This window comes from Acinetobacter sp. BIGb0196, from assembly GCF_011759595.1.
Classification (GTDB): domain Bacteria; phylum Pseudomonadota; class Gammaproteobacteria; order Pseudomonadales; family Moraxellaceae; genus Acinetobacter; species Acinetobacter guillouiae.
This window is the reverse complement of the sequence record NZ_JAAOZA010000002.1, coordinates 1130999-1150950: the sequence shown is the minus strand read 5'-3', so window position 1 is coordinate 1150950 and position 19952 is coordinate 1130999. Positions and strand designations below refer to the sequence as shown.

Below are 19952 nucleotides of genomic sequence, written 5' to 3'. Positions count from 1 at the left end.
AAGGATCGAACTATGCTAACCGTATTAGGTTTGGGCATGATTTTGTGCTTTATGTACTTAATCATGTCTAGACGAATGACTGCACTTGCAGCACTCACACTTATTCCAATTTTATTTGCATTAATCGCTTACGGTCTTAGCTTCTATTTCGATAGCCTTGGGCATTTAGAAATCAAACAGCTCGGTGAAATGATGCTTGACGGTGTGAAAAAACTTGCACCAACAGGCGTAATGCTACTTTTTGCAATTCTCTATTTTGCCATCATGATTGACACGGGATTGTTTGATCCTTCTGTAAAATTTATCTTAAAGCTGGTCAAAGGTGATCCACTTAAAGTCGTAATTGGTACCATTACTCTGACACTCATCGTCTCTCTTGATGGTGATGGTTCAACCACCTACATGATTTGTGTGGCAGCGATGCTCCCACTCTATAAAAAATTAGGTATGAGTCCGTTGATCATGGCATGTTTAATGATGCTGGCAAGCGGAATCATGAACCTTACCCCGTGGGGTGGGCCAACAGCACGTGCTGCAAGTGCGCTGCATGTAGAGGCGAGTGAAATCTTTGTACCTATGGTTCTACCAATGCTGGCTGCTATTCTTTGGCTCTACTTTGTCGGTTTTATGTATGGCCGTATGGAACGTAAACGCTTAGGTATTATTGAACTTGATGTTAGTCATGGTGATGACATTCAAATTTCAAGTAACCCAGAAGCGAATCGTGCACATTTAAGATGGTTCAATGGTTTATTAACCGTTGTACTGATGATCTGTTTGGTGAAAGGTGTCTTGCCTTTACCGATCTTATTTATGATAGCGCTTTGTATTGCATTGGTTGTGAACTATAAAGATGTCGATATGCAAAAATCTTTGGTTGCTCATCATGCAGGTAGTGCCTTAAACGTTGTGGGTATTATTTTTGCTGCAGGGATTTTTACTGGGATTCTTTCAGGGACAGGCATGGTTGATGCGATGTCTAAAGAATTGGTGGCGATTATTCCACAAAGTATGGGGCCTTTCTTAGCACCAATTACTGCTGTGATTAGTATGCCTTTGACCTTCTTTATGTCGAATGATGCTTTCTATTATGGAGTGTTACCGATTCTTTCAGAAGCGGCAAGTCATTATGGTATTACACCTGTAGAAATGGCGCGTGCTTCAATTGTCGGCCAACCTGTACACTTACTCTCACCATTAGTTCCTTCTACCTATTTATTATGTGGATTGGCTGGTATCGAATTTGGACAGCATCAAAAGTTCACCATTAAATGGGCGATTCTGACCTGTTTAGTGATGCTGGTTGCAGCCATGTTGCTCGGTGTATTCCCACTCTATTCAACTCTACACTAATAGACAAAAGCCGATATTTATATCGGCTTTTTTTCATTTTAAATAGATTTTTTCATCATCATCTATTTAAAAGATGAGTTATTTAGAATCAAATCCAATTAAGGATGAATCAAGACATCGAGCAATGCTTGATAATGAATTGAAATGTCATCTTCTAAAATTTTATAGGCACTATCGAACTGCACCATTGGCCAGCCTTCTTTCCAGAAAGGGAAAATATTATGCAGGTCACGCGTCACGGTGGCATCTTCACGAATAATCGCTTGAGCAACTTGCGATAGCACTTGAGCGGTTTCTGCACCATCAATGGCTAAATAATCGATACCTTTTGCTTTTAAAATACGGACACGATCTTTCTTATAACGAATTTTTTTAGCTTGTGCTTCATTTAAATTTAAAGCCAAAGTCACAGCTTCAACAAGTTTGTCTTCAAAGCTTTGATGTAAAGCAACCAGTGCCTGTTTATGTGCTTCTTGACGCCCTGCTTTTCCGCCATCACGAATGATTTTTTGTGCTTCAACATCCAGTTCATCCGATTTCATCGACTGAAGAATGTCTAAAATTTCAATATCACTTAATGAAGCAGAAGAATCTGTCATGGGAGTCCTAAAACAAAAATAAATAGAAACTCTATTTTCGCACAATTTTAAAATTAAGTCAGAGATAATGTTAATCTGCTGCGATGTATCTCGACCTGATCAAATAACAATAAAGGATGATATTTCAATGTCTGTTTTAGCCCTACTCGCTTGTACCAGTTTTTATTCCGCCTTGTATCTCATCTATTTTTATTTTGCTCAACAACCACGACCTCTGTTCCTTGTGCTGGCAGTGATTTTATTCGTATTTGCTTACCGAATTACCCCTGCGGCTGATCAAAAGGAACGACAAACATTTAATCGCACCTTGAATCATGAAAATTGGCTGACCTTGCCGCTTTACACATGCTGGCAATTGTTTATCTTGCCTATACGCTTACTACTGTCCAAATTTTTTGATTAAGACCATTCGATAAAATCCTATCAATAAGCATAAACTGACAATTTTTTGCTTTCTTAATTGAGATTTTTTTGCTATTGATTTGATATGCCAATAAAAAGTGAAACCTTATGAAAGCTGTTGCTTATAAAAAACCATTCGCAATTTCAGAAGCCAATGTTTTTTCCGAAATCGAAATCGAACAGCCAGTTGCAACAGGTCATGACTTACTGATTGAGGTCAAAGCCATTTCAATCAATCCAGTCGATATCAAAATGCGACAGCGTACTTCGCCAGACAATGATACTTGGAAAATTTTGGGTCATGATGCGGTTGGGATCGTGAAAGCAGTCGGAGAAAAAGTTCAAAATTTTAAAGTGGGTGATGAAGTTTTTTATGCGGGTTCAAACCAAAGACAAGGTTCTTATGCTGAATTCCAATTGGTCGATGAACGTATCGTTGGACTAAAACCTAAATCATTGAGTGATGCAGAAGCCGCAGCCTTACCATTAACGTCGCTCACCGCATATGAAATGTTATTTGACCGTTTAAAAATCCAAGACACCAAAGTTGAAAAACCTGTGATTTTAGTCATTGGCGCTGCAGGCGGTGTAGGGTCAATTACGGTTCAATTGTTAAAAGTACTGACTGAGTTTACTGTTATTGCCACAGCTTCCCGTCCAGAATCTAAAGCATGGCTGGCTGAAATTGGCGCAGATTATATTGTGGATCATAGCCAACCTTTAGAACAGCAAATCCTAGACTTGAATATTGGGCTACCTCATTATATTTTTTCAATTAATGGTACAGGGCCATATACACAAGCCATTGCCAATTTGATTGCACCCCAAGGTCATTTTGGTTTAATTGATGATCCTGAAAACTTTATCATTAACCCGTTTAAAGTTAAGTCTGTTTCTGTTCATTGGGAGTCGATGTTTACCCGTTCCACATTCCAAACCAAAGATCTCAGCCGACAAGGTGATATTTTAAATAAAGTTTCAAAATTAGTTGATGACCAAAGAATCAAAACCACTTTGGGGCAAAACCTAGGTCAAATCAATGTTGAGCATATAACCCAAGCTCATACACTAATTGAGTCAGGTAAAAGCATTGGTAAGATCGTATTAGCAGGTTTTTAACCACCCGAATAAAATTTAATTTTAGAAGTCGCTTAAATTTTTATAAGAGGATTTAAACGGCCCTGTGAATACTAATCAATGTAATGAACTAAATATAAATTGAACCTTTTTGTATCATTCAATCATACATGGTGTATCTATCGCGTGGCGACATGGATGTCGCGGTTGAGCGGGGGTACAGGACGTACCCCTCGCTCAACAAAGGATTTTTGTCACTTTTCATCCTTGAAAAGTGAGGCATAGCCTACACAAATTAATTTAAACTTTTCGACCTAAGATGAGGCAGTGCTAATTCTTTAATAATATGAATCAAGTTTTAGAGAAATAGTATAATTACAAAGTTAAATAGAAAAAACTTATCTTAAATCACTTCCACCACAACTTTACCAATATGCTCACCTGTATCCATACAGGCATGTGCAGCTTGGATCTGATCAAATTTAAATGTTTTATAAATCATGGGTAAACATTCACCTTTTGCCCACAGTGGAACGACTTTTTCCATCAAACCTTTGGCAATTTCAGCTTTTTCAGCAGTTGTACGCGCACGCATGGTTGAACCAGTAATAGTAAGACGCTTCATCATAATCTGCCCTAATTTTACTTCTTTGGCCTTTGCACCACCCAAAAATGCGATATAAACCAAACGACCATCTCTACGAAGTAGGTTTAGATTTTGATCTAGATAAGGCGCCCCAACCATATCAAGAATAATATCGACACCCTCATTTTGGTTCTTTTCATGAATGACCTGTTCAAAGTCTTGAGTCTTATAATTAATCGCATCGGTCAAATGGCGAATGGCTTGAATCTTCTCATCAGAACCTACAGTTGCAAAGCTTTTCAAACCGAATGATTGCGCTAACATTAACGCGGTTGTACCAATACCACTTGAGCCACCATGTACCAATAGTGTTTCACCTGCTTTGGCATGCGCCATTTGGAAAACATTGGCCCATACAGTAAAGAAGGTTTCAGGTATTGCTGCAGCTTGAACAAAACTTACAGCTTCTGGAATATTAATAGTTTGAGATTCTGGCACGACACAATATTCTGCATAACCACCACCGTTGGTCAATCCACAAACCTTATCCCCCACTGTGAATAAAGTGACATTTTCACCTACTGCAATCACTTCTCCAGCAACTTCCAAACCGGGAACAGGTGTCACCCCTTTTGGCATAGGATATAAGCCTTGACGCTGTAAAATATCAGGCCGATTAATCCCAAATGCATGGACTTTAACCAAAACTTCATCTGCTTTGGGTTGAGGAATTTCTACCGTTTCATAAGCCAGTTTTTCTATACCACCGGGTTCTGTAATAATGACCTGTTGCATATTCTTTGTAGACATACTTTCTTTCCTATTCCATTCATTGCTTTTCATGTTTTCTGTATTTGAACATAAACCAGTGCATGTGCAAATATTTCGCCACCAATGTCTACAAAATAGCGTGGGTATCCTTACAAAAATATAATTTTCAGTTATTTATACAAATGGCATCACACGGATAAAGACAATAAGAACAAAGATCAAAAACAAACGATGTTGCTGATTTTACAGATAACCATGCACTCGCTTATGGTTTAAAAATAGGTTATCGCTTTTAATTGATTATATTTTTGATAAGTAAGCATGTAATTCTTAACGATTTACATGCTTTTTTATTGCCTTTTTTAAACATCAAAAAATCATATTGATCTTTTTTTGTTTGCTAATTTAATTTTACCCTGGTAATATTCAAACACAAATTAGTTTTACCCAGATAAAAATATCTAAAGGTTTTAAAATGAATACTGAAAATACCTACACTGCCTTTATTGGCAATGACCGTTTAATCACTGATTCTTTGTTAAACGTGGCATTAACCATTAAGACTCAACAAAATACCTCCACACCTGTGTTGATTTTTAATGATCAAACGGGCCAAGCCATTGATGTTAATACCATCGGATCTACAGCAGATATTCAACAACGTTATGCTGAACCTGAAGCGGTTAAAAAAGTTGGACGTCCTAAATTAGGGGTAATTTCTCGTGAAATCACTTTGCAGCAAAAACATTGGGATTGGTTAGATCAACAAAGCTCAAGTGCATCTGCCGTGATGCGAAAATTGATTGACCAAGAGTTAAATAACCCCGATTCAACAAGCAATAAAATGTTGGCAAAACAGGCAACTGATCGTTTTATGTCAGCAATGTCAGGCAATATGCCCAATTATGAGGAAGCCACCCGTGCTTTATATCAAGGTAATCAAGCGCTGTTTTTAGAATTGATTCACGACTATCCAAACGATTTACGGGCGTATTTGATTTTAAAAACGCAACATGCTTTTTAACTACAATATTCGCAACTATATAAAAATAAAATGCGCTAAGCCTTTGGGATTAGCGCATTTTTTATAATGATCGGGACACGATTGATCATTAAATTATTTTTGTTGTTCGGACTCATCACAAGCTTGTTTTAAACGTTGCATTGCCATCGGATCCATAGGTACCGTCATCATTGCATGATAGTTTCGGCATTCTTTGGTCGGTTCCTGTATTCTTGGTTGGTTTGAGGCACAAGCGGCCAATATGCTTGTAATTCCTATCAGGAAAAATGTTTTCATTACATGACCTACTATTAAATCTTAACTTGAATTAAAGCTAAACTTTATTGTATAAATTATGACAACTCGATTTAGGATTAAAACATTTTTAAATAAAAAATTATTTAGCATTTTTTATTAATTTTGACCATTAAAAATTGGTAGGGTTGGGCCTTCTAATGATTTAGCAGCATAACGGCCATTATAAGGATTAGTCGATTTCATCGAAGTACTAAATAAATATAACTGCCCTACTTTGCTATAAACTGGTATCTCAATAGTCATTGGTGACAAGTTAACAATTTCAAAAGTAATATGTCCCTTAAAACCAGGATCGACCTGTCCATCATTACAAGTAATTTGTACAAACAGACGAGCCAATGATCCTTTTGTTTGTACTAAACCAAAGACATTATTTGGTAAATTATATTTATCAAAACTACAAGCTAGTACTTGTTCCATTGGCTTTAATTGGATAAATGCACATTCAGACTCTTTTTTGATATAAAAGTCTTTAATCTTCTCTATAGGATAACCATATTTGATAATCTGATTTGCGCCGCCCCTCTTCAACTTATAATGCTTATAATGCAGCTTTAAATGTAAACAGTTGTGATCTATAAGACTAAAATCTTCACAAATCTGGTGCTGCTTAACCAATGACTTCAAGTTTTGATCAATAATTAACATTTGTTAAATTTCCCGCAATAATTACTTAGAAAAAAAAGGAATAATTATTGCTACAAGTAGCGAACAAAAACTAATCCATGTGGCGAGTGAAATTGATGCAAACCAAAACTTTGTTTTATTCCAAAAATTTATTTTTGGAATATTAGTAGCTTCGCTTTCTATAGCTTCAATATGACTTGGAGTATTATCTGTAGCAAAAAAAACTACTGAAGCTAATTTTTCGCCTACTCGAATAGTAATCTTTGAAGATGAAGTATTTACAATTCTTAGCTTAAGACGTCCACTGTAACCCGGCTCTACTTTAGCAGAAGGTATCAAAACGCCTTTTTGTAGGAATAAACTACCTGTAGAAAGTACAATACCAAACTTATTATTTGGGACCTTTATATATTCATCTACCAATACTACAACTGATTGACGGGATCTAATTACAATTTCATCTTTTTCAATTTGAAAAAGGCTTTTATCATTATAAGAATAATTACTATTCCAAGCTTTCCCTAAAGTTAAGTCCATAGAAAAAGCATCTAAAAGTACTTTCTTACTTTTCTCGCTTTTCTCTATAAATATTTTACTGTCATAAGATTTTTTAAATTTTTCAAAATCTTCTTTATTTTCAGCTAACTTATCTTCTAAAAAAATTATACTCATTAAATTTGCTTTTCATAGATGGATTGTGATATTCGGCCTAATTGCCATTGTCCTTTATAACCATTTACATTACCCATTACCTCTTGAAAAATCACTTGTGCAAAACGTGCATTTTTCTGGATGTAGAATGGTTTTGAGTTCATATTATACAACCCAAAAACCATTGGTCCATTATAACCTGTAGAAAGAACAGCTGATTCAAATAATATTCCACTTCGAAACAAAGTACTTCTTGGGAAAAAACTACATGCTAAATTCTGAGGTAGATTAAATTCCTCAATAGTCCTAGCTAGATATGCACAACCTGGTTCCAAAACATAAATGTTTTCTTTATTTAACTCTACTGGCTTCGATGATGGTGTACGTCTAACATCAATTAATAACTCACCACTTTCTTCGTTAATTTGAAATAATTCTGATAAAGATAAATCTAAGCCAACTCCCTCAGTAGCAATCAAATCACGTTGATTTACATTAGTGATATATTCTTTTTCAATAAAAAATTCAAGAAATTCTGCTGAAGATAAAATCATTTTTAATAACAAAAGCCATTAGTTATACATATGATAAATTATTATTTCACTCATAACACTAATTGCATCATTATTCGATTAAAAATAAAACCCGCTTACGCGGGTTTATCAACCAATTCAATCTGTTAAAGACGAACCAATTCCACAATTTTTTCAGCCAATTCTTCAACCGCTTCTTGAGCAAATGCTACATCAGCACCATGTTCAACATCCGTCACCACCACAACACCAGTTTGACGAAGTAATGCAACTTGGTCGCTTGATAAACCTGCTTTTGCAATCGCAACAACACCTTGTTGAATCAACAAGCTTTCAAGAGATTGTGCATGTTTAAGTACTTGAGCAGATACAGCAACTACAGCCGGTTTTTGACCTAAACGTGCAGCACGAGCTTCAGCAGTGACAGGTTCATTGTGTGCAGTCCATTCAACCGCAGCTTCAACCATACCCGCACCAACAGTCACATTACTTAAACGGTCAATGAAGATAAAAGAACCCGTATAACGACTGTCATGATAACGGTCAAATACCACTGGCGCATCAAACTCAATCGTTACATCTGCAATCGCATTTAAATCAAGCTGTTCAACTTGCATTTTTTCCAATGTGTTGACATTGGTACGATAGTTAATCTTTGCAACCTTAGCCGGAATGGTTTGTGTACCAAACTTCACATTATAAAGTTTGCCCAACACTAAAGGCTGATCAGTCATCCATACGACTGTTGCACGAGCAGAACGTGAAATGAGCGGTTGCTCACCCGCTTTAACCAGTACGTTACCACGCGAAATATCAATTTCATCATTCAAGGTCAAAGTCACTGCTTGACCAGCAATTGCATGTGCTAAATTGCCATCAAAAGTGACTATTTCTTTCACTGTTGATTTCTTACCAGACGGTAAAGCCACAATTTCATCGCCAACTTTCACTTCACCTAAAGCAATCGTACCGCAGAAACCACGGAAATCGAGGTTAGGACGGTTCACATATTGCACAGGGAAGCGGAATTCATGTTTGCTTACATCATGTGTAATTTCAACAGTTTCCAATGTTTCCATCAAGGTTTTACCCTGATACCACGGTGTATTTTCAGATTTATTTACAACGTTATCGCCATTCAATGCAGAAATTGGCGAGAAGATGATATTGGCAGGTTTACGCTCACCCAATTGATTGACAAAATTTTTGTACTCAACTTGAATTTCATTGAAACGTGTTTCAGAGAATTCAACCAAGTCCATTTTGTTAATCGCAACTACGATATTACGAATACCCAATAGGCTCGCAATAAAGGTATGACGACGAGTTTGTGTTTGTACGCCATAACGAGCATCAATCAAGATGATTGCAAGATCTGCGGTAGATGCACCTGTGGCCATGTTACGGGTATATTGCTCATGCCCTGGTGTATCGGCAATGATAAATTTACGCTTTTCAGTGGAGAAATAACGATAAGCCACATCAATGGTAATACCTTGCTCACGCTCAGCTTGTAAACCATCGACAAGCAAGGCCAAGTCAGGTGCATCACCTGTGGTGCCCACTTTTTTAGAATCACGGGTTACTGCTTGTAATTGATCTTCATAAATCAATTTTGAATCATAAAGTAAACGACCAATTAATGTTGATTTACCATCATCCACATTACCGCAAGTCAAAAATCTTAACAGGTCTTTATTTTCGTGCTGTTTTAAATATGCCAAGATATCTTGGCTAATTAATTCTGATTGATGAGACATTGCTCAAAGCTCCACAATATTTTGAAATCGGTTGCTATATCTTTAAATCCTCCTAAGTCCTCCGTTTTCTTGCTGGAGTTCCCCCCTTTTATAAAGAGGGGTTAGGGGAAGATTCATATAAAAAATACTTAGAAATAGCCTTCTTGCTTTTTCTTTTCCATCGAACCTGCTTCATCGTGGTCAATCATACGACCTTGACGTTCAGAGCTGGTGGCTAAAAGCATTTCTTGGATAATTTCAGGCAATGTTGTTGCCGTTGATTCAACTGCACCTGTCAACGGGTAACAGCCCAAAGTACGGAAACGTACCGATTTCATTTGTGGAACTTCACCTTCTTTTAAACGCATACGTTCATCATCCACCATGATCAACGTACCACTACGTTCAACAACTGGACGTTCAGCTGCTAAATACAAAGGTACCAAAGGAATACTTTCTTGGTAGATATATTGCCAAATGTCTAACTCAGTCCAGTTTGACAATGGGAATACGCGGATACTCTCGCCTTTATTAACTTTACCGTTATAAAGATTCCAAAGCTCTGGACGTTGGTTTTTAGGATCCCAACGATGTTTAGCATCACGGAAAGAATAAACACGTTCTTTTGCACGTGACTTTTCTTCATCACGGCGTGCACCACCAAATGCAGCATCAAACTGATATTTATCCAATGCCTGTTTTAAGCCTTGGGTTTTCATAATATCGGTATATTTTGAGCTACCATAATCAAATGGATTTACACCAGCATCTTTACCTTCTTTGTTTTGATGCACGATCAGATCAAAACCGTGTTCTTTTGCCATGTTGTCACGGAATTTAATCATGTCCTTAAACTTCCAGCCTGTGTCGACATGCAACAATGGGAAAGGAAGTTTAGCAGGATAAAATGCTTTTAAAGCAAGATGCAGCATGACAGCTGAGTCTTTCCCGATTGAGTAAAGCATCACTGGATTTTCAAACTCAGCAGCAACTTCACGGATGATATGAATACTCTCAGCTTCAAGCTGTTTTAGATGAGTAAGTCTTTCCTCAGATATAGGCATTGACAGCACCAGCTCACAAAAACGTGTACTTATTACACATATTAAAATTTATATTCATTATAGTGATTTACACCTCAACCCTTTTGCTTGTTTTTTTATATTCATATATAAAAACATCATAAGCAACAACAAGAGATCGGCATGACCACACAAATTATTGCACTAGAACAAATTGATTTTAAGCAATGGCTTCCACTTTGGCGCGGCTATTTAACATTTTATAAATCACAACTCAGTGATGAACAAATAAGATTATCTTGGAAGCGAATCACAAATCCTGAACAAGCTGATATGTTTGGTTTTGCCATCAAAGTAAATGGTCAGGTGGTTGGCTTTGTACATTTGATTGCACATATGAGCATGTGGACAGATTTACCCTATTGTTATCTACAAGATTTATTTGTGGATGAAGCTTTTAGGAACCAAGGTTTAGCACGACAATTAATTGAGCATTGTTATCTGGTCTGCGCAACAAAGTTTGACCGTGTTTATTGGCTCACTCAAGAATCCAATATTACTGCCCAACATCTATATGATCGTATTGCGAGTAAAACAGGATTTATCCAATATAAAAAAGCATTAGCATAAAAAAGCTCACCTTTTTCAAGTCAGCCTTTAAAAAATTGAAGATCTGCATATCAAATAATTCAACCAACAATCAAAAACGAAAAATCGCTTCTTTTGTAAAAATTTTAAAGAAGCGATTTTAGCTTAGTCCCAACTTATCAAACTGTATATGCCGAAACTTGGATATATACAGCCGAAAACTATGGACTTAATGACCGAACAATGCTTTGTCTAAAGGAATTTCAATCCCTACAGAAGCACCTGCATCATTGCCATGTACATCAGAATCACTGACCCAACCATTAATTTTTAATGGCATGGTTGGTTTAATATAATGTGTCCAAGTTAAATCTAAAGCTTTAATTTTGTCTTTTTCTGGGAAGGCTAAGTTGATTTGCTTATCACCAAAGAGAGCAGCAGATTGGTTGACTTTGGCATACAGTGCACGACCAGATAAACGATTCATCACATCAAAACGAATATCACCACCCACAGAAATCATTTCACCATCACCACCCATTGCATGCCCCAATGGGAAACCTTGTTGGTAATAACCATCTTTATAAACATGATGACTATAAGAAACACCTAATGGATCACCATTTGTTTCTGTATTCGCCCATTCAACATAAAGCTGGTACGGCAAATTTTTAAAACTTGAGGAATAGTCAGCACCAGCTAAATACATTTTTTTAGAGGGTAGTAAACCCGCTTCATCTTCCCCAATATATTGCCCATAGAAACTCATAGGAACATTCAACAAAGATTGAAGATTTAAACGCGCATCAAATCCAGCAAGCTGGTTGGATGGATTGCCCACCCCCGTACAAGTGCTATCCGCACACTCATTGTCTTTTCCAATAAAAGCATTCCAGTAAGCTTTTGCACTTCCTGGTTGACCTTCTCCATCAATTTGGAAAGCCCGTGATGCCCCGATTTCTAAATATGGCAATGGTTGTGCAGTTAAGCGCAATCCCATTAAACGTGTATCAGGCACAGCCGTATAATCATTTAACTGCCCAGCAAATGCTTGATATTGCCAAGGGCCAATCCAAGACAACCATTTAGATTCAAAAGCTTTTTGTTCAGCACGTTGTACAGTAAAACCATAAACTGGACGGCTGGCATCACCACGAATCAAACTACCATCATGTCCTGGCCCCCAATATGTTGGGATTTGACCCGCAATAACCCACTGATTCCATAGTTTTCCTGCAATGTATGAACCTTCCACATTGACATCTTGGCCGTTATCAATTTGCGGATCTTTTTCACCATTCACACGAAGCTTTGCATCCCAGTTTTCACCGCCTGCATTAAATTCTAATGAACCCACATATTGTGCTTTTGCACTATCCCCAAAAGCTTGAGGAATATTTTTTTGATCAGTTTCGGCAAATAAACCTAATTTTGCGGTTTGATTATCTGCTTTTAGTACATTTTGAATTGAATCAATAACTTTTTGTTGAGTATTGTTTAAAACTTTTGCTTGAGATAAGGCACGTTGAATTTCATCCCCACTCATTGGCCAAGTCGATGTACTGATTTGAATCACACCTTGCTGATTTAACCAGTTCAAATCTGTCCGAAGATCTTCATTATTTAATACAATTCCCTGTGCAAATACAGGTAAAGACATTCCAAGTAATACAGCAGCACAAAGTGATTTTCTTAAATACATGCTCATTTTTCTCAAGTTTGATTTACAACCACACCTTAATTTTTTTATAAGTTTTTTTCAATGGTGAAATTGTGTTATTCATAATTTATAATTCCATTATCCAAATCAAAAAAAGTGCACCGGAGTGCACTCAATTTCTTTTTAATTCAAGCAACAGCGATCATTCAACTTTTAAAACAATCGCCATCTCTAGCTTTTAAATTAAAATACTTTTAAAAATAACCAGAATAAACCACCTGATAAACAAATCGTTGCTGGTAAGGTAAAAATCCATGCGGAAAGAATCGTTTTGACTGTTGCAAAGTTCAATCCCGTTTTATTGGCAACCATGGTTCCCGCAACCGCGCTGTTGAGTACATGTGTGGTTGAAACGGGTAAACCAAAACCATCTGCGGCAGCAATTGTAGTCATTGCCACAAGTTCAGCCGACATCCCTTGACCATAGGTCATATGATGTTTACCAATACGCTCACCTACTGTCACGACAATACGTTTCCAGCCTACCATTGTTCCTAAACCCAGTGCCAATGCCACAGCAACTTTTACCCAGTTTGGAATATATTGGAGGAAAGAATCTAAGTTTTTGCGATATTCTTTTACCACTTTGCCCTGAGCTTCATCCATTTTTGGAAGCTGATCCGCTTTATCCAAGCGTTTAAAAGCCGTGGTGCTTAAGTACATATCATTGCGTAATGACGATACTTCAGCTTCTGGGATATCTTTGAGATCACCAAATTTTCCAACGCGCTCTCCCAAATGATCAGTCAAACTGGCCAACGCAGGAACAACTTCGGGATTCATTTCTTTGGTTTGGATAAATTTAGTAATGGTTACACGCGCTTGTTCATCTGGAATATCAGCATGTTGTGCATAAATTGCCGTCGCAGTTTGACCAGACAATTGTGAGAATGACTGTAAATGCTGTTGGTCTAATCCTCTATTCAACGAATAAGCCAAAGGCACAATACCGATCAAAATCAGCATGATTAAGCCCATACCTTTTTGCCCGTCATTTGAACCATGCGCAAAGCTTACACCGGTACAGGTGAAAATCAGAATCGCACGAATCAAAGGTGGTGGTGGTTTATTGCCTTCAGGGGGTTGGAACAACTCAAGTTGTTTCTTAAATATTTTTTTAACAATCAAAAATACAACTGCTGCAAATGCAAAACCAATCAAAGGAGAAAACAGTAATGCTTTACCCACTTTAAGCACTTGATCCATGTCTACACCACTTGCACCCGTTGAAGCGTGCAAAATGTAGTTCATGATGCCTACACCCAAAATTGAGCCAATCAAAGTGTGAGAGCTTGATGCCGGAATCCCTAAGAACCAAGTCCCTAAATTCCACAGAATCGCCGCAATCAGCATGGCAAAAACCATAGCAAAACCAGCGCCACTGCCTACATTCATGATCAGTTCAACAGGAAGTAATGCAATAATTCCATACGCAACTGCACCACTGGCAACCATTACCCCAAGGAAGTTACAAAAGCCTGCCCACATGACAGCTACAGGTGCAGGCAATGCATTGGTATAGATCACGGTTGCTACAGCATTGGCTGTATCATGAAAACCATTTACAAACTCAAAACCCAAAGCGATAAATAACGCTGTCGCTAAAAGGATCACTGAATAAAGACTTAACGGTGGAACATGTGCTAAATCTGCACTAACTTGCACCCCAATATAAATCAAGGTAGCAATAATGATCGTCAGAAACACCGGCATAAAAAATTTCGGTGTAGGTACATGGACATTCGTCGATTTAGTAGCTTGAGACGATTGTGCAGAATCTGAGACGGGAGGTAAATTCGAATTCATGCAGAAAGTTAGCGAATATTAGAATGCGCTTATTGTTCAATTAAATTGTGACAATTATATGACAAATAGAGGTCATATGAAGTGAAATTTATAATTATTTCACCTCAGTGTTTCGCTACATAAGCGACAAAATTAATATTTTTATTATTTATAATTAGTATCTTACACCAACAAATTCAATGCAAATTAAGCAAAATATTATATTTCAGGCTGAAATAATATTTGTAATATTTCAGACCAATTTGAACTATTTATCATTTGGTATGCCTATTTTTCATGAAATTTATGACAAATTGATGAAAAAACAAACATGCTTTTAAGTTTATTTTTATATATGTTCCAATAAATTCCGTTTACCGAATCTATGCAAGTTTAAGGCCAACAATTTTCCTTTCACTAAAGTACTCTGCCTCATCAATAAATCATCTTGAATTGCATATGTTAGACAAATAATGTGCAAAAAATAAAGAGGTCATCCAAGCAATGTTTTACACACTTTTTAACAGCTTGCTCTAACAGATCAAGCAATCGTTTACTTTTCAATTTCTAATGTGCATAAAAAAACTCAGCATTCTGTAAACACTGAGTTTTTTGTTGAAGATTATCCTGAAAGTCGATCTTGAATATAAAATTAATACTTATGTTTAATTAAAACTATTTCCACTGATAGCCCATAGACACTGCACCACCAATATTACTACGGCTGTCAGCAGAAGCACCCATTTTCCAAACGATCTTATTACTGTCTGTAATCGCACTCACCCCGATCGCCACAGCAGTTTCCCCTCGGTAACCCGAGACACCTGCACTAACCATACTCATACCCGCTTCAGTAGGTTGTGGTAAGTTACCTACCGCCATCGCACCTGCGATACCTGCATAAGTATCGTTACGCAAGTCATCCATGTTTTTATTGGTGTCATAGAAAGCTTGTTCCAGATTACTTACCCGAGTATCTATAGCGCCCAAGGCATCCCCTACATTATGGAAGGTTCCGCCTGCGACATTGTAGGTAGGTGCACCAATCGAACCATCTTTGTTCAGTGTGGAACCGCCACCTAGATGTTGCGCCACACTGCTATTGGTTTGGTGTAATTGTGAACCGTTAATGGCGTCAGTAGAGCTTGAGGTAATTTCACCATTTGCTAAACCGCTAACTTTATTTGTTGTCCCATCAATCGTGACTTTACCCACATTTACCTTATTCGCTGTAACTTGCTTTGCTGTGACTTGATTCGCAGTAACAGAATTTAACTGAATATCCTCTGCCAAAGCCACTTGATAGTTATTTGAACCATCCGTATTGGTACTACTGTTTACAACAGTGTTCTTACCTGCAGACACGCTGGTTTTAGCGCCAGCAACCTGTCCATGTATTGAAGCAATTGCATCATGTACATTGTCTTTACCTGTATTTCCAATATTACTGGTTTTGATCGTTCCATCTGGATTAACTTTTGCATTTCCACCCAATGCATTTGCAACACTTTCAGCGGTGTCATGCAATTGACTACCATTAATGGCTTGATCAGAATCAGCACTCACCTTACCATCAGCCAAACCACTGATGGTATTGCTTTGTGAATCAGCTTTAATATTACCCACCGTGACCGAATCAAAACTTACATCATCTTTGGTTGCAACTTGATAATCAGTTGAGCCATCAGCCTGAGTGGTTTTTGTTACTTCAGTATTTTTACCTGCACTTACAGTTTCTGTAGAACCTTTAGCTTCATTGGTTTTAGATATTGCAGCCTTTAATTGTGCAACATTGACCGCATCTGTATCTGCTGTACCCGCTGCTACACCAGTAATTTGACGAGTGATACCCCTTGAGACATCTCCCACGGAAAATGCCGCTGCACTACTTCGCCATGTACTGCCAGTATTGCTAGAACCAAACCCTGTCAATGGATCAAAGCCAGCGATACCCGCCGCAGTATCTGCAACTGAGCCTTTACCAAGAGCAACACTACCTTCCAGCTCGGCACGCGTATCCGTTCCAATCGCAACCGCATCTTTACTCTTGGCTGATGAATTAAGGCCAAGCGCAGTAGCACCATCTCCTTTTGCACTCGCACTAACACCTACGGCTACAGCAAGCGCACCACTTGCACCATCATTGTTATAATTACCTTGTTTTATACCCTTATCATTGACACTTACATAGTGGGTCGTATCCCCGGCACCTGCATATAGCTTTTCAACCGCTTGGTTTGTCGCATGTAATTGTGAACCGTTAATGGCATCTGTACTGCTTGCACTAATTTCACCTGCAGCTACATTGATGATTTGACGTTCATCACCGACTTTACCGACACTGACAACGCCATTGGCTGTTGATCCTACACCAGCAAAGTTATAGTCCTCGCCATTAATGCTGACTTTATCTACAGCAGTTGCTGCACGATCTGTGGATGCGTTACCTAAGACCACACTGTTGGCTTGAGTCGTTGTGACATTATTACCGAGGACTTGAGTATTCTCTTGAGCAACGTTATTACTTGCACCAATCGCTGTAGAGTTTTTACCAGTTACAGTATTCAAAAAGCCCACTGCGGTAGAAAAATCGGCTTTTGCAGATGCACCTTCACCAATAGCAACTGAGGATTCACCACCCGCTAAAGCACGACCTGCAGCTAAAGCATTTTTACCAGTCGCCCCATCATTGTTATAATTGTTACCTTGAATACCCTCATCATTAACACTGAAATAATGTGTAGTTGTCGCAGCCTGAACCGCTTTAAGTTGTGATAGGTTTACAGCATCGGTGTCTAAGCTCGCCGCTGCAACATTGCTAATACGGCGTTCTTTTCCAACCGTCCCCACTGACACTTCACCACCCGCCGCCTTGGCTGCGACAATCGTAGTACCTAAGGGTACATAGGCAACTTCACTGTTTACATCACGAATCGCCTCACTATTTGCACCTAAAGCAACACTGTTACTAACAGCTGCCTTTGCCCCACTGCCTAAGCTGGTGGCATCATCTACATTGCTCAACCCTTGACCCGCTGCTCGCCCCAAGGCGACATTACGGCTACCTGTAACGTTATTACCCGCAGTATCACCAAGAGCAATATTACTGTCACCCTTGACGTTTATACCCGCAGAATGACCTTCAGCTGTATTCTTATTACCTACAACATCCTGACCTGCATAAGGACCCACAGCACTATTCATATCTCCGCTAACGTACTGTCCCGTCATAAAGCCCAAAGCAGTGTTAGCACTTCCCTTGGTGCCATTGCCTGCTGAATACCCTACTGAAGCATTAAAGCCCCCCAAAATACGCTGACCTGATCCTAAACCCATGGCTGTGTTTCCTTCACCAATGATATCAACACCAGACCCTACACCAAAAGCTGAATTGTTACGCCCTTTGACATTATTACCTGCTCCTTTGCCAGTCGCAGTATTTGAGGTACCAATCACATTAATACCCGACATTCTACCCAAAGCAGTGTTACCACTTCCCTCCACATTACCACCAGCAGAGTCCCCCACAGCAAGGTTACTATCACCAACAACGTTTACACCCGCATTCACCCCCAATCCTGTGTTGTTGTTTCCCGTGACATCACGACTGGCGTCATCACCTAAAGCTGTATTTTTTTGACCTTTGGTATTTTTTCCACTATTCGATCCAACACTGGTATTCCAGCCCCCATCATTGTTGGTGCCTGCACTTAGACCAATGGCAATCGCGTTCTCACCCGTTGCACTCGCGCCTACACCTACTGCTACAGCATTTTTACCTGTTGCCCCATCATTGTTGTAATTATTGCCTTGAGTACCACCATCATTGACACTGACATAATGAGTTGTATCCCCTGCACCAGCATAAAGTTTTTCAACTGCTTGGTTTGTCGCATACAATTGTGAACCGTTAATAGCATCTGTACTGGTTGCACTAATTTCACCTGCAGCAACGTTGATAATTTGACGTTCACCGCCCACTTTACCCACACTGACGACGCCATTGGCAGCAGCACCCACACCTGCAAAGGCATAATCCTCACCATTAATTGTCACTTTATCTACAACACTCGCTGCACGATCTGTGGATGCGTTACCTAACACAACACTGTTGGCTTGAGTCGTTGTGACATTGTTACCAAGGACTTGAGTATTCTCTTGAGCAACCGTGTTTTTATTGCCTAATACAGTCGTATTCTTGGCGTTATTCAGTGTATTTTCGTTCCCAAGAACATTATTTTTCTCACCGCCAATAACTGTATTACCAAAACCCGCAGTCAAGGACTTAATACTGTCTGTAATTTTATTAAATGCACCAACAGCTGAACTATATTCACTTGCACTTGAAATCTCGTTGGCGACACCCATACCTAAAGCACGACGACCTTGGATTGTATTATTGGCACCTAAAACTGTAGCTCGCTCTCCTTCTGCGATATTCCAAACACCAAATGCAGAAGACCATTGACCTTTAGTTTTATTTTCCGCACCGACTGCAATAGAACGATATCCCTCGGCATTGTTATAACTGCCTACTGCAACACCAGAGAAATCTTTTACAGTATTGTTAGCACCTAAAGCTAAAGCTTCATTACCTGTAACATTGTTATTGTGCCCAATTGCAGTACTAGAACTTGCGCTATTACTTAGCGAATTATTGTTACCAATCGCAATACTATTTGCAGCATCGCTGGTGACATTACCAATAGCAATCGCACTCTCACCAGTTGCACTCGCACCCACACCCACAGCAATCGCATTTAGACCTGTTGCTCCATCATTATTATAATTCCCCCCTTGAGTACCACCATCATTGATACTGACATAGTGATCAGCCGCAGCAGCCATACTCGACATAGTCAATGCTGAAATTGCCAATAACGCACCTGCAACAGTTGTTTTAGCAGAAGATCGTTTACCCCGTGTCTTAGATACCTCAGAAATAGCACACCAAGTGCCCAAAGATTCATTCCAAACAATTTTATAGACCTTATTCATAGTTTTATCTCACATTTATAATAAATTATGTGATTAAGTTAACACTTAAGCTTAGGGTTTCAACATTTTTTTACGCTTGTGCAAAAAAATCATGTATTCCCCTAAATGCATGATTTTTTAGAATGAATTATTTGAATTTTTTTAAATTGTCTAGATCAAAAATCTGTCATCAGGAAGTGT

General features: G+C 38.6%; 16 protein-coding genes. 5 read left to right on the top strand and 11 right to left on the bottom strand.

Features of this window, described 5'->3' with window-relative positions; translation table 11 throughout:
- The first annotated feature begins 12 nt into the window (after positions 1-12).
- Positions 13-1353: a CitMHS family transporter gene (locus FHR28_RS18085; protein ID WP_004722773.1), complete on the top strand. Its 1341-nt coding sequence runs from the start codon at positions 13-15 to the stop codon at positions 1351-1353.
- Positions 1354-1451: 98 nt separating this feature from the next.
- Here FHR28_RS18085 and FHR28_RS18080 read toward each other — a convergent pair whose 3' ends face one another.
- Entirely contained in the window at positions 1452-1952 is a 501-nt protein-coding gene (locus FHR28_RS18080) for a hypothetical protein (protein ID WP_004722775.1), read from the bottom strand.
- Between the two features lie 127 nt (positions 1953-2079).
- On the opposite strand from FHR28_RS18080, the gene FHR28_RS18075 reads away from it, so the two are divergent.
- Both FHR28_RS18075 and FHR28_RS18070 read left to right on the top strand, forming a co-directional pair.
- Positions 2080-2355 carry a hypothetical protein gene (locus tag FHR28_RS18075; protein ID WP_166783223.1) on the top strand — a complete coding sequence of 92 codons (276 nt, stop codon included), beginning with the start codon at positions 2080-2082 and terminating at the stop codon, positions 2353-2355.
- A 107-nt stretch (positions 2356-2462) separates the two neighbouring features.
- Positions 2463-3473, top strand: coding sequence for a zinc-binding alcohol dehydrogenase family protein (locus tag FHR28_RS18070; protein WP_166783222.1), 1011 nt, complete (start codon positions 2463-2465; stop codon positions 3471-3473).
- A gap of 361 nt (positions 3474-3834) precedes the next feature.
- On the opposite strand, the gene FHR28_RS18065 is transcribed toward FHR28_RS18070, so the two are convergent.
- Positions 3835-4827 carry an NAD(P)H-quinone oxidoreductase gene (locus tag FHR28_RS18065; RefSeq protein WP_166783221.1) on the bottom strand — a complete coding sequence of 331 codons (993 nt, stop codon included), beginning with the start codon at positions 4825-4827 and terminating at the stop codon, positions 3835-3837.
- Between the two features lie 436 nt (positions 4828-5263).
- Between FHR28_RS18065 and FHR28_RS18060 the strand changes: the two genes are divergently transcribed.
- Entirely contained in the window at positions 5264-5812 is a 549-nt protein-coding gene (locus tag FHR28_RS18060) for a DUF2239 family protein (RefSeq protein WP_166783220.1), read from the top strand.
- 93 nt (positions 5813-5905) lie between these two features.
- Here FHR28_RS18060 and FHR28_RS18055 read toward each other — a convergent pair whose 3' ends face one another.
- The 6 genes from FHR28_RS18055 to cysD all read right to left on the bottom strand — a co-directional run bounded on the left by FHR28_RS18055 (position 5906) and on the right by cysD (position 10717).
- Positions 5906-6088 carry a hypothetical protein gene (locus FHR28_RS18055; protein WP_166783219.1) on the bottom strand — a complete coding sequence of 61 codons (183 nt, stop codon included), beginning with the start codon at positions 6086-6088 and terminating at the stop codon, positions 5906-5908.
- A 117-nt stretch (positions 6089-6205) separates the two neighbouring features.
- Complete coding sequence (locus tag FHR28_RS18050) at positions 6206-6757, bottom strand: dCTP deaminase domain-containing protein (protein WP_166783218.1); 552 nt, start codon at positions 6755-6757, stop codon at positions 6206-6208.
- 21 nt (positions 6758-6778) lie between these two features.
- Positions 6779-7408 carry a dCTP deaminase domain-containing protein gene (locus FHR28_RS18045; protein ID WP_166783217.1) on the bottom strand — a complete coding sequence of 210 codons (630 nt, stop codon included), beginning with the start codon at positions 7406-7408 and terminating at the stop codon, positions 6779-6781.
- Positions 7408-7941 carry a dCTP deaminase domain-containing protein gene (locus FHR28_RS18040; RefSeq protein WP_166783216.1) on the bottom strand — a complete coding sequence of 178 codons (534 nt, stop codon included), beginning with the start codon at positions 7939-7941 and terminating at the stop codon, positions 7408-7410. The genes FHR28_RS18045 and FHR28_RS18040 overlap by 1 nt, the downstream gene beginning before the upstream one ends.
- A gap of 125 nt (positions 7942-8066) precedes the next feature.
- Positions 8067-9680 carry a sulfate adenylyltransferase subunit CysN gene (cysN, locus tag FHR28_RS18035; protein WP_166783215.1) on the bottom strand — a complete coding sequence of 538 codons (1614 nt, stop codon included), beginning with the start codon at positions 9678-9680 and terminating at the stop codon, positions 8067-8069.
- A 128-nt stretch (positions 9681-9808) separates the two neighbouring features.
- Positions 9809-10717 (bottom strand): sulfate adenylyltransferase subunit CysD, encoded by a 909-nt coding sequence (cysD, locus tag FHR28_RS18030; protein ID WP_171066897.1) that lies wholly within the window; start codon positions 10715-10717, stop codon positions 9809-9811.
- 147 nt (positions 10718-10864) lie between these two features.
- On the opposite strand from cysD, the gene FHR28_RS18025 reads away from it, so the two are divergent.
- Complete coding sequence (locus FHR28_RS18025) at positions 10865-11311, top strand: GNAT family N-acetyltransferase (RefSeq protein WP_151956528.1); 447 nt, start codon at positions 10865-10867, stop codon at positions 11309-11311.
- 187 nt (positions 11312-11498) lie between these two features.
- Here the strand turns inward: FHR28_RS18025 and FHR28_RS18020 are convergent, their stop codons facing one another.
- From FHR28_RS18020 to FHR28_RS18010, 3 genes are all read right to left on the bottom strand, one after another.
- Complete coding sequence (locus FHR28_RS18020) at positions 11499-12971, bottom strand: capsule assembly Wzi family protein (protein WP_166783214.1); 1473 nt, start codon at positions 12969-12971, stop codon at positions 11499-11501.
- 201 nt (positions 12972-13172) lie between these two features.
- Positions 13173-14795, bottom strand: coding sequence for an inorganic phosphate transporter (locus FHR28_RS18015; protein ID WP_166783213.1), 1623 nt, complete (start codon positions 14793-14795; stop codon positions 13173-13175).
- Positions 14796-15449: 654 nt separating this feature from the next.
- Entirely contained in the window at positions 15450-19772 is a 4323-nt protein-coding gene (locus FHR28_RS18010; RefSeq protein WP_166783212.1) for a YadA-like family protein, read from the bottom strand.
- Positions 19773-19952 lie beyond the last annotated feature (180 nt).

Coding starts and splice junctions, on each gene's coding strand:
- FHR28_RS18065 (WP_166783221.1), bottom strand. CDS start 4,827: ATGTCTACAAAGAATATGCAACAGGTCATTATTACAGAACCCGGTGGT.
- FHR28_RS18040 (WP_166783216.1), bottom strand. CDS start 7,941: ATGATTTTATCTTCAGCAGAATTTCTTGAATTTTTTATTGAAAAAGAA.
- FHR28_RS18020 (WP_166783214.1), bottom strand. CDS start 12,971: ATGTATTTAAGAAAATCACTTTGTGCTGCTGTATTACTTGGAATGTCT.
- FHR28_RS18015 (WP_166783213.1), bottom strand. CDS start 14,795: ATGAATTCGAATTTACCTCCCGTCTCAGATTCTGCACAATCGTCTCAA.
- FHR28_RS18010 (WP_166783212.1), bottom strand. CDS start 19,772: ATGAATAAGGTCTATAAAATTGTTTGGAATGAATCTTTGGGCACTTGG.
- FHR28_RS18050 (WP_166783218.1), bottom strand. CDS start 6,757: ATGTTAATTATTGATCAAAACTTGAAGTCATTGGTTAAGCAGCACCAG.
- FHR28_RS18055 (WP_166783219.1), bottom strand. CDS start 6,088: ATGAAAACATTTTTCCTGATAGGAATTACAAGCATATTGGCCGCTTGT.
- cysN (WP_166783215.1), bottom strand. CDS start 9,680: ATGTCTCATCAATCAGAATTAATTAGCCAAGATATCTTGGCATATTTA.
- FHR28_RS18060 (WP_166783220.1), top strand. CDS start 5,264: ATGAATACTGAAAATACCTACACTGCCTTTATTGGCAATGACCGTTTA.
- FHR28_RS18085 (WP_004722773.1), top strand. CDS start 13: ATGCTAACCGTATTAGGTTTGGGCATGATTTTGTGCTTTATGTACTTA.
- FHR28_RS18075 (WP_166783223.1), top strand. CDS start 2,080: ATGTCTGTTTTAGCCCTACTCGCTTGTACCAGTTTTTATTCCGCCTTG.
- FHR28_RS18070 (WP_166783222.1), top strand. CDS start 2,463: ATGAAAGCTGTTGCTTATAAAAAACCATTCGCAATTTCAGAAGCCAAT.
- FHR28_RS18025 (WP_151956528.1), top strand. CDS start 10,865: ATGACCACACAAATTATTGCACTAGAACAAATTGATTTTAAGCAATGG.
- FHR28_RS18045 (WP_166783217.1), bottom strand. CDS start 7,408: ATGAGTATAATTTTTTTAGAAGATAAGTTAGCTGAAAATAAAGAAGAT.
- FHR28_RS18080 (WP_004722775.1), bottom strand. CDS start 1,952: ATGACAGATTCTTCTGCTTCATTAAGTGATATTGAAATTTTAGACATT.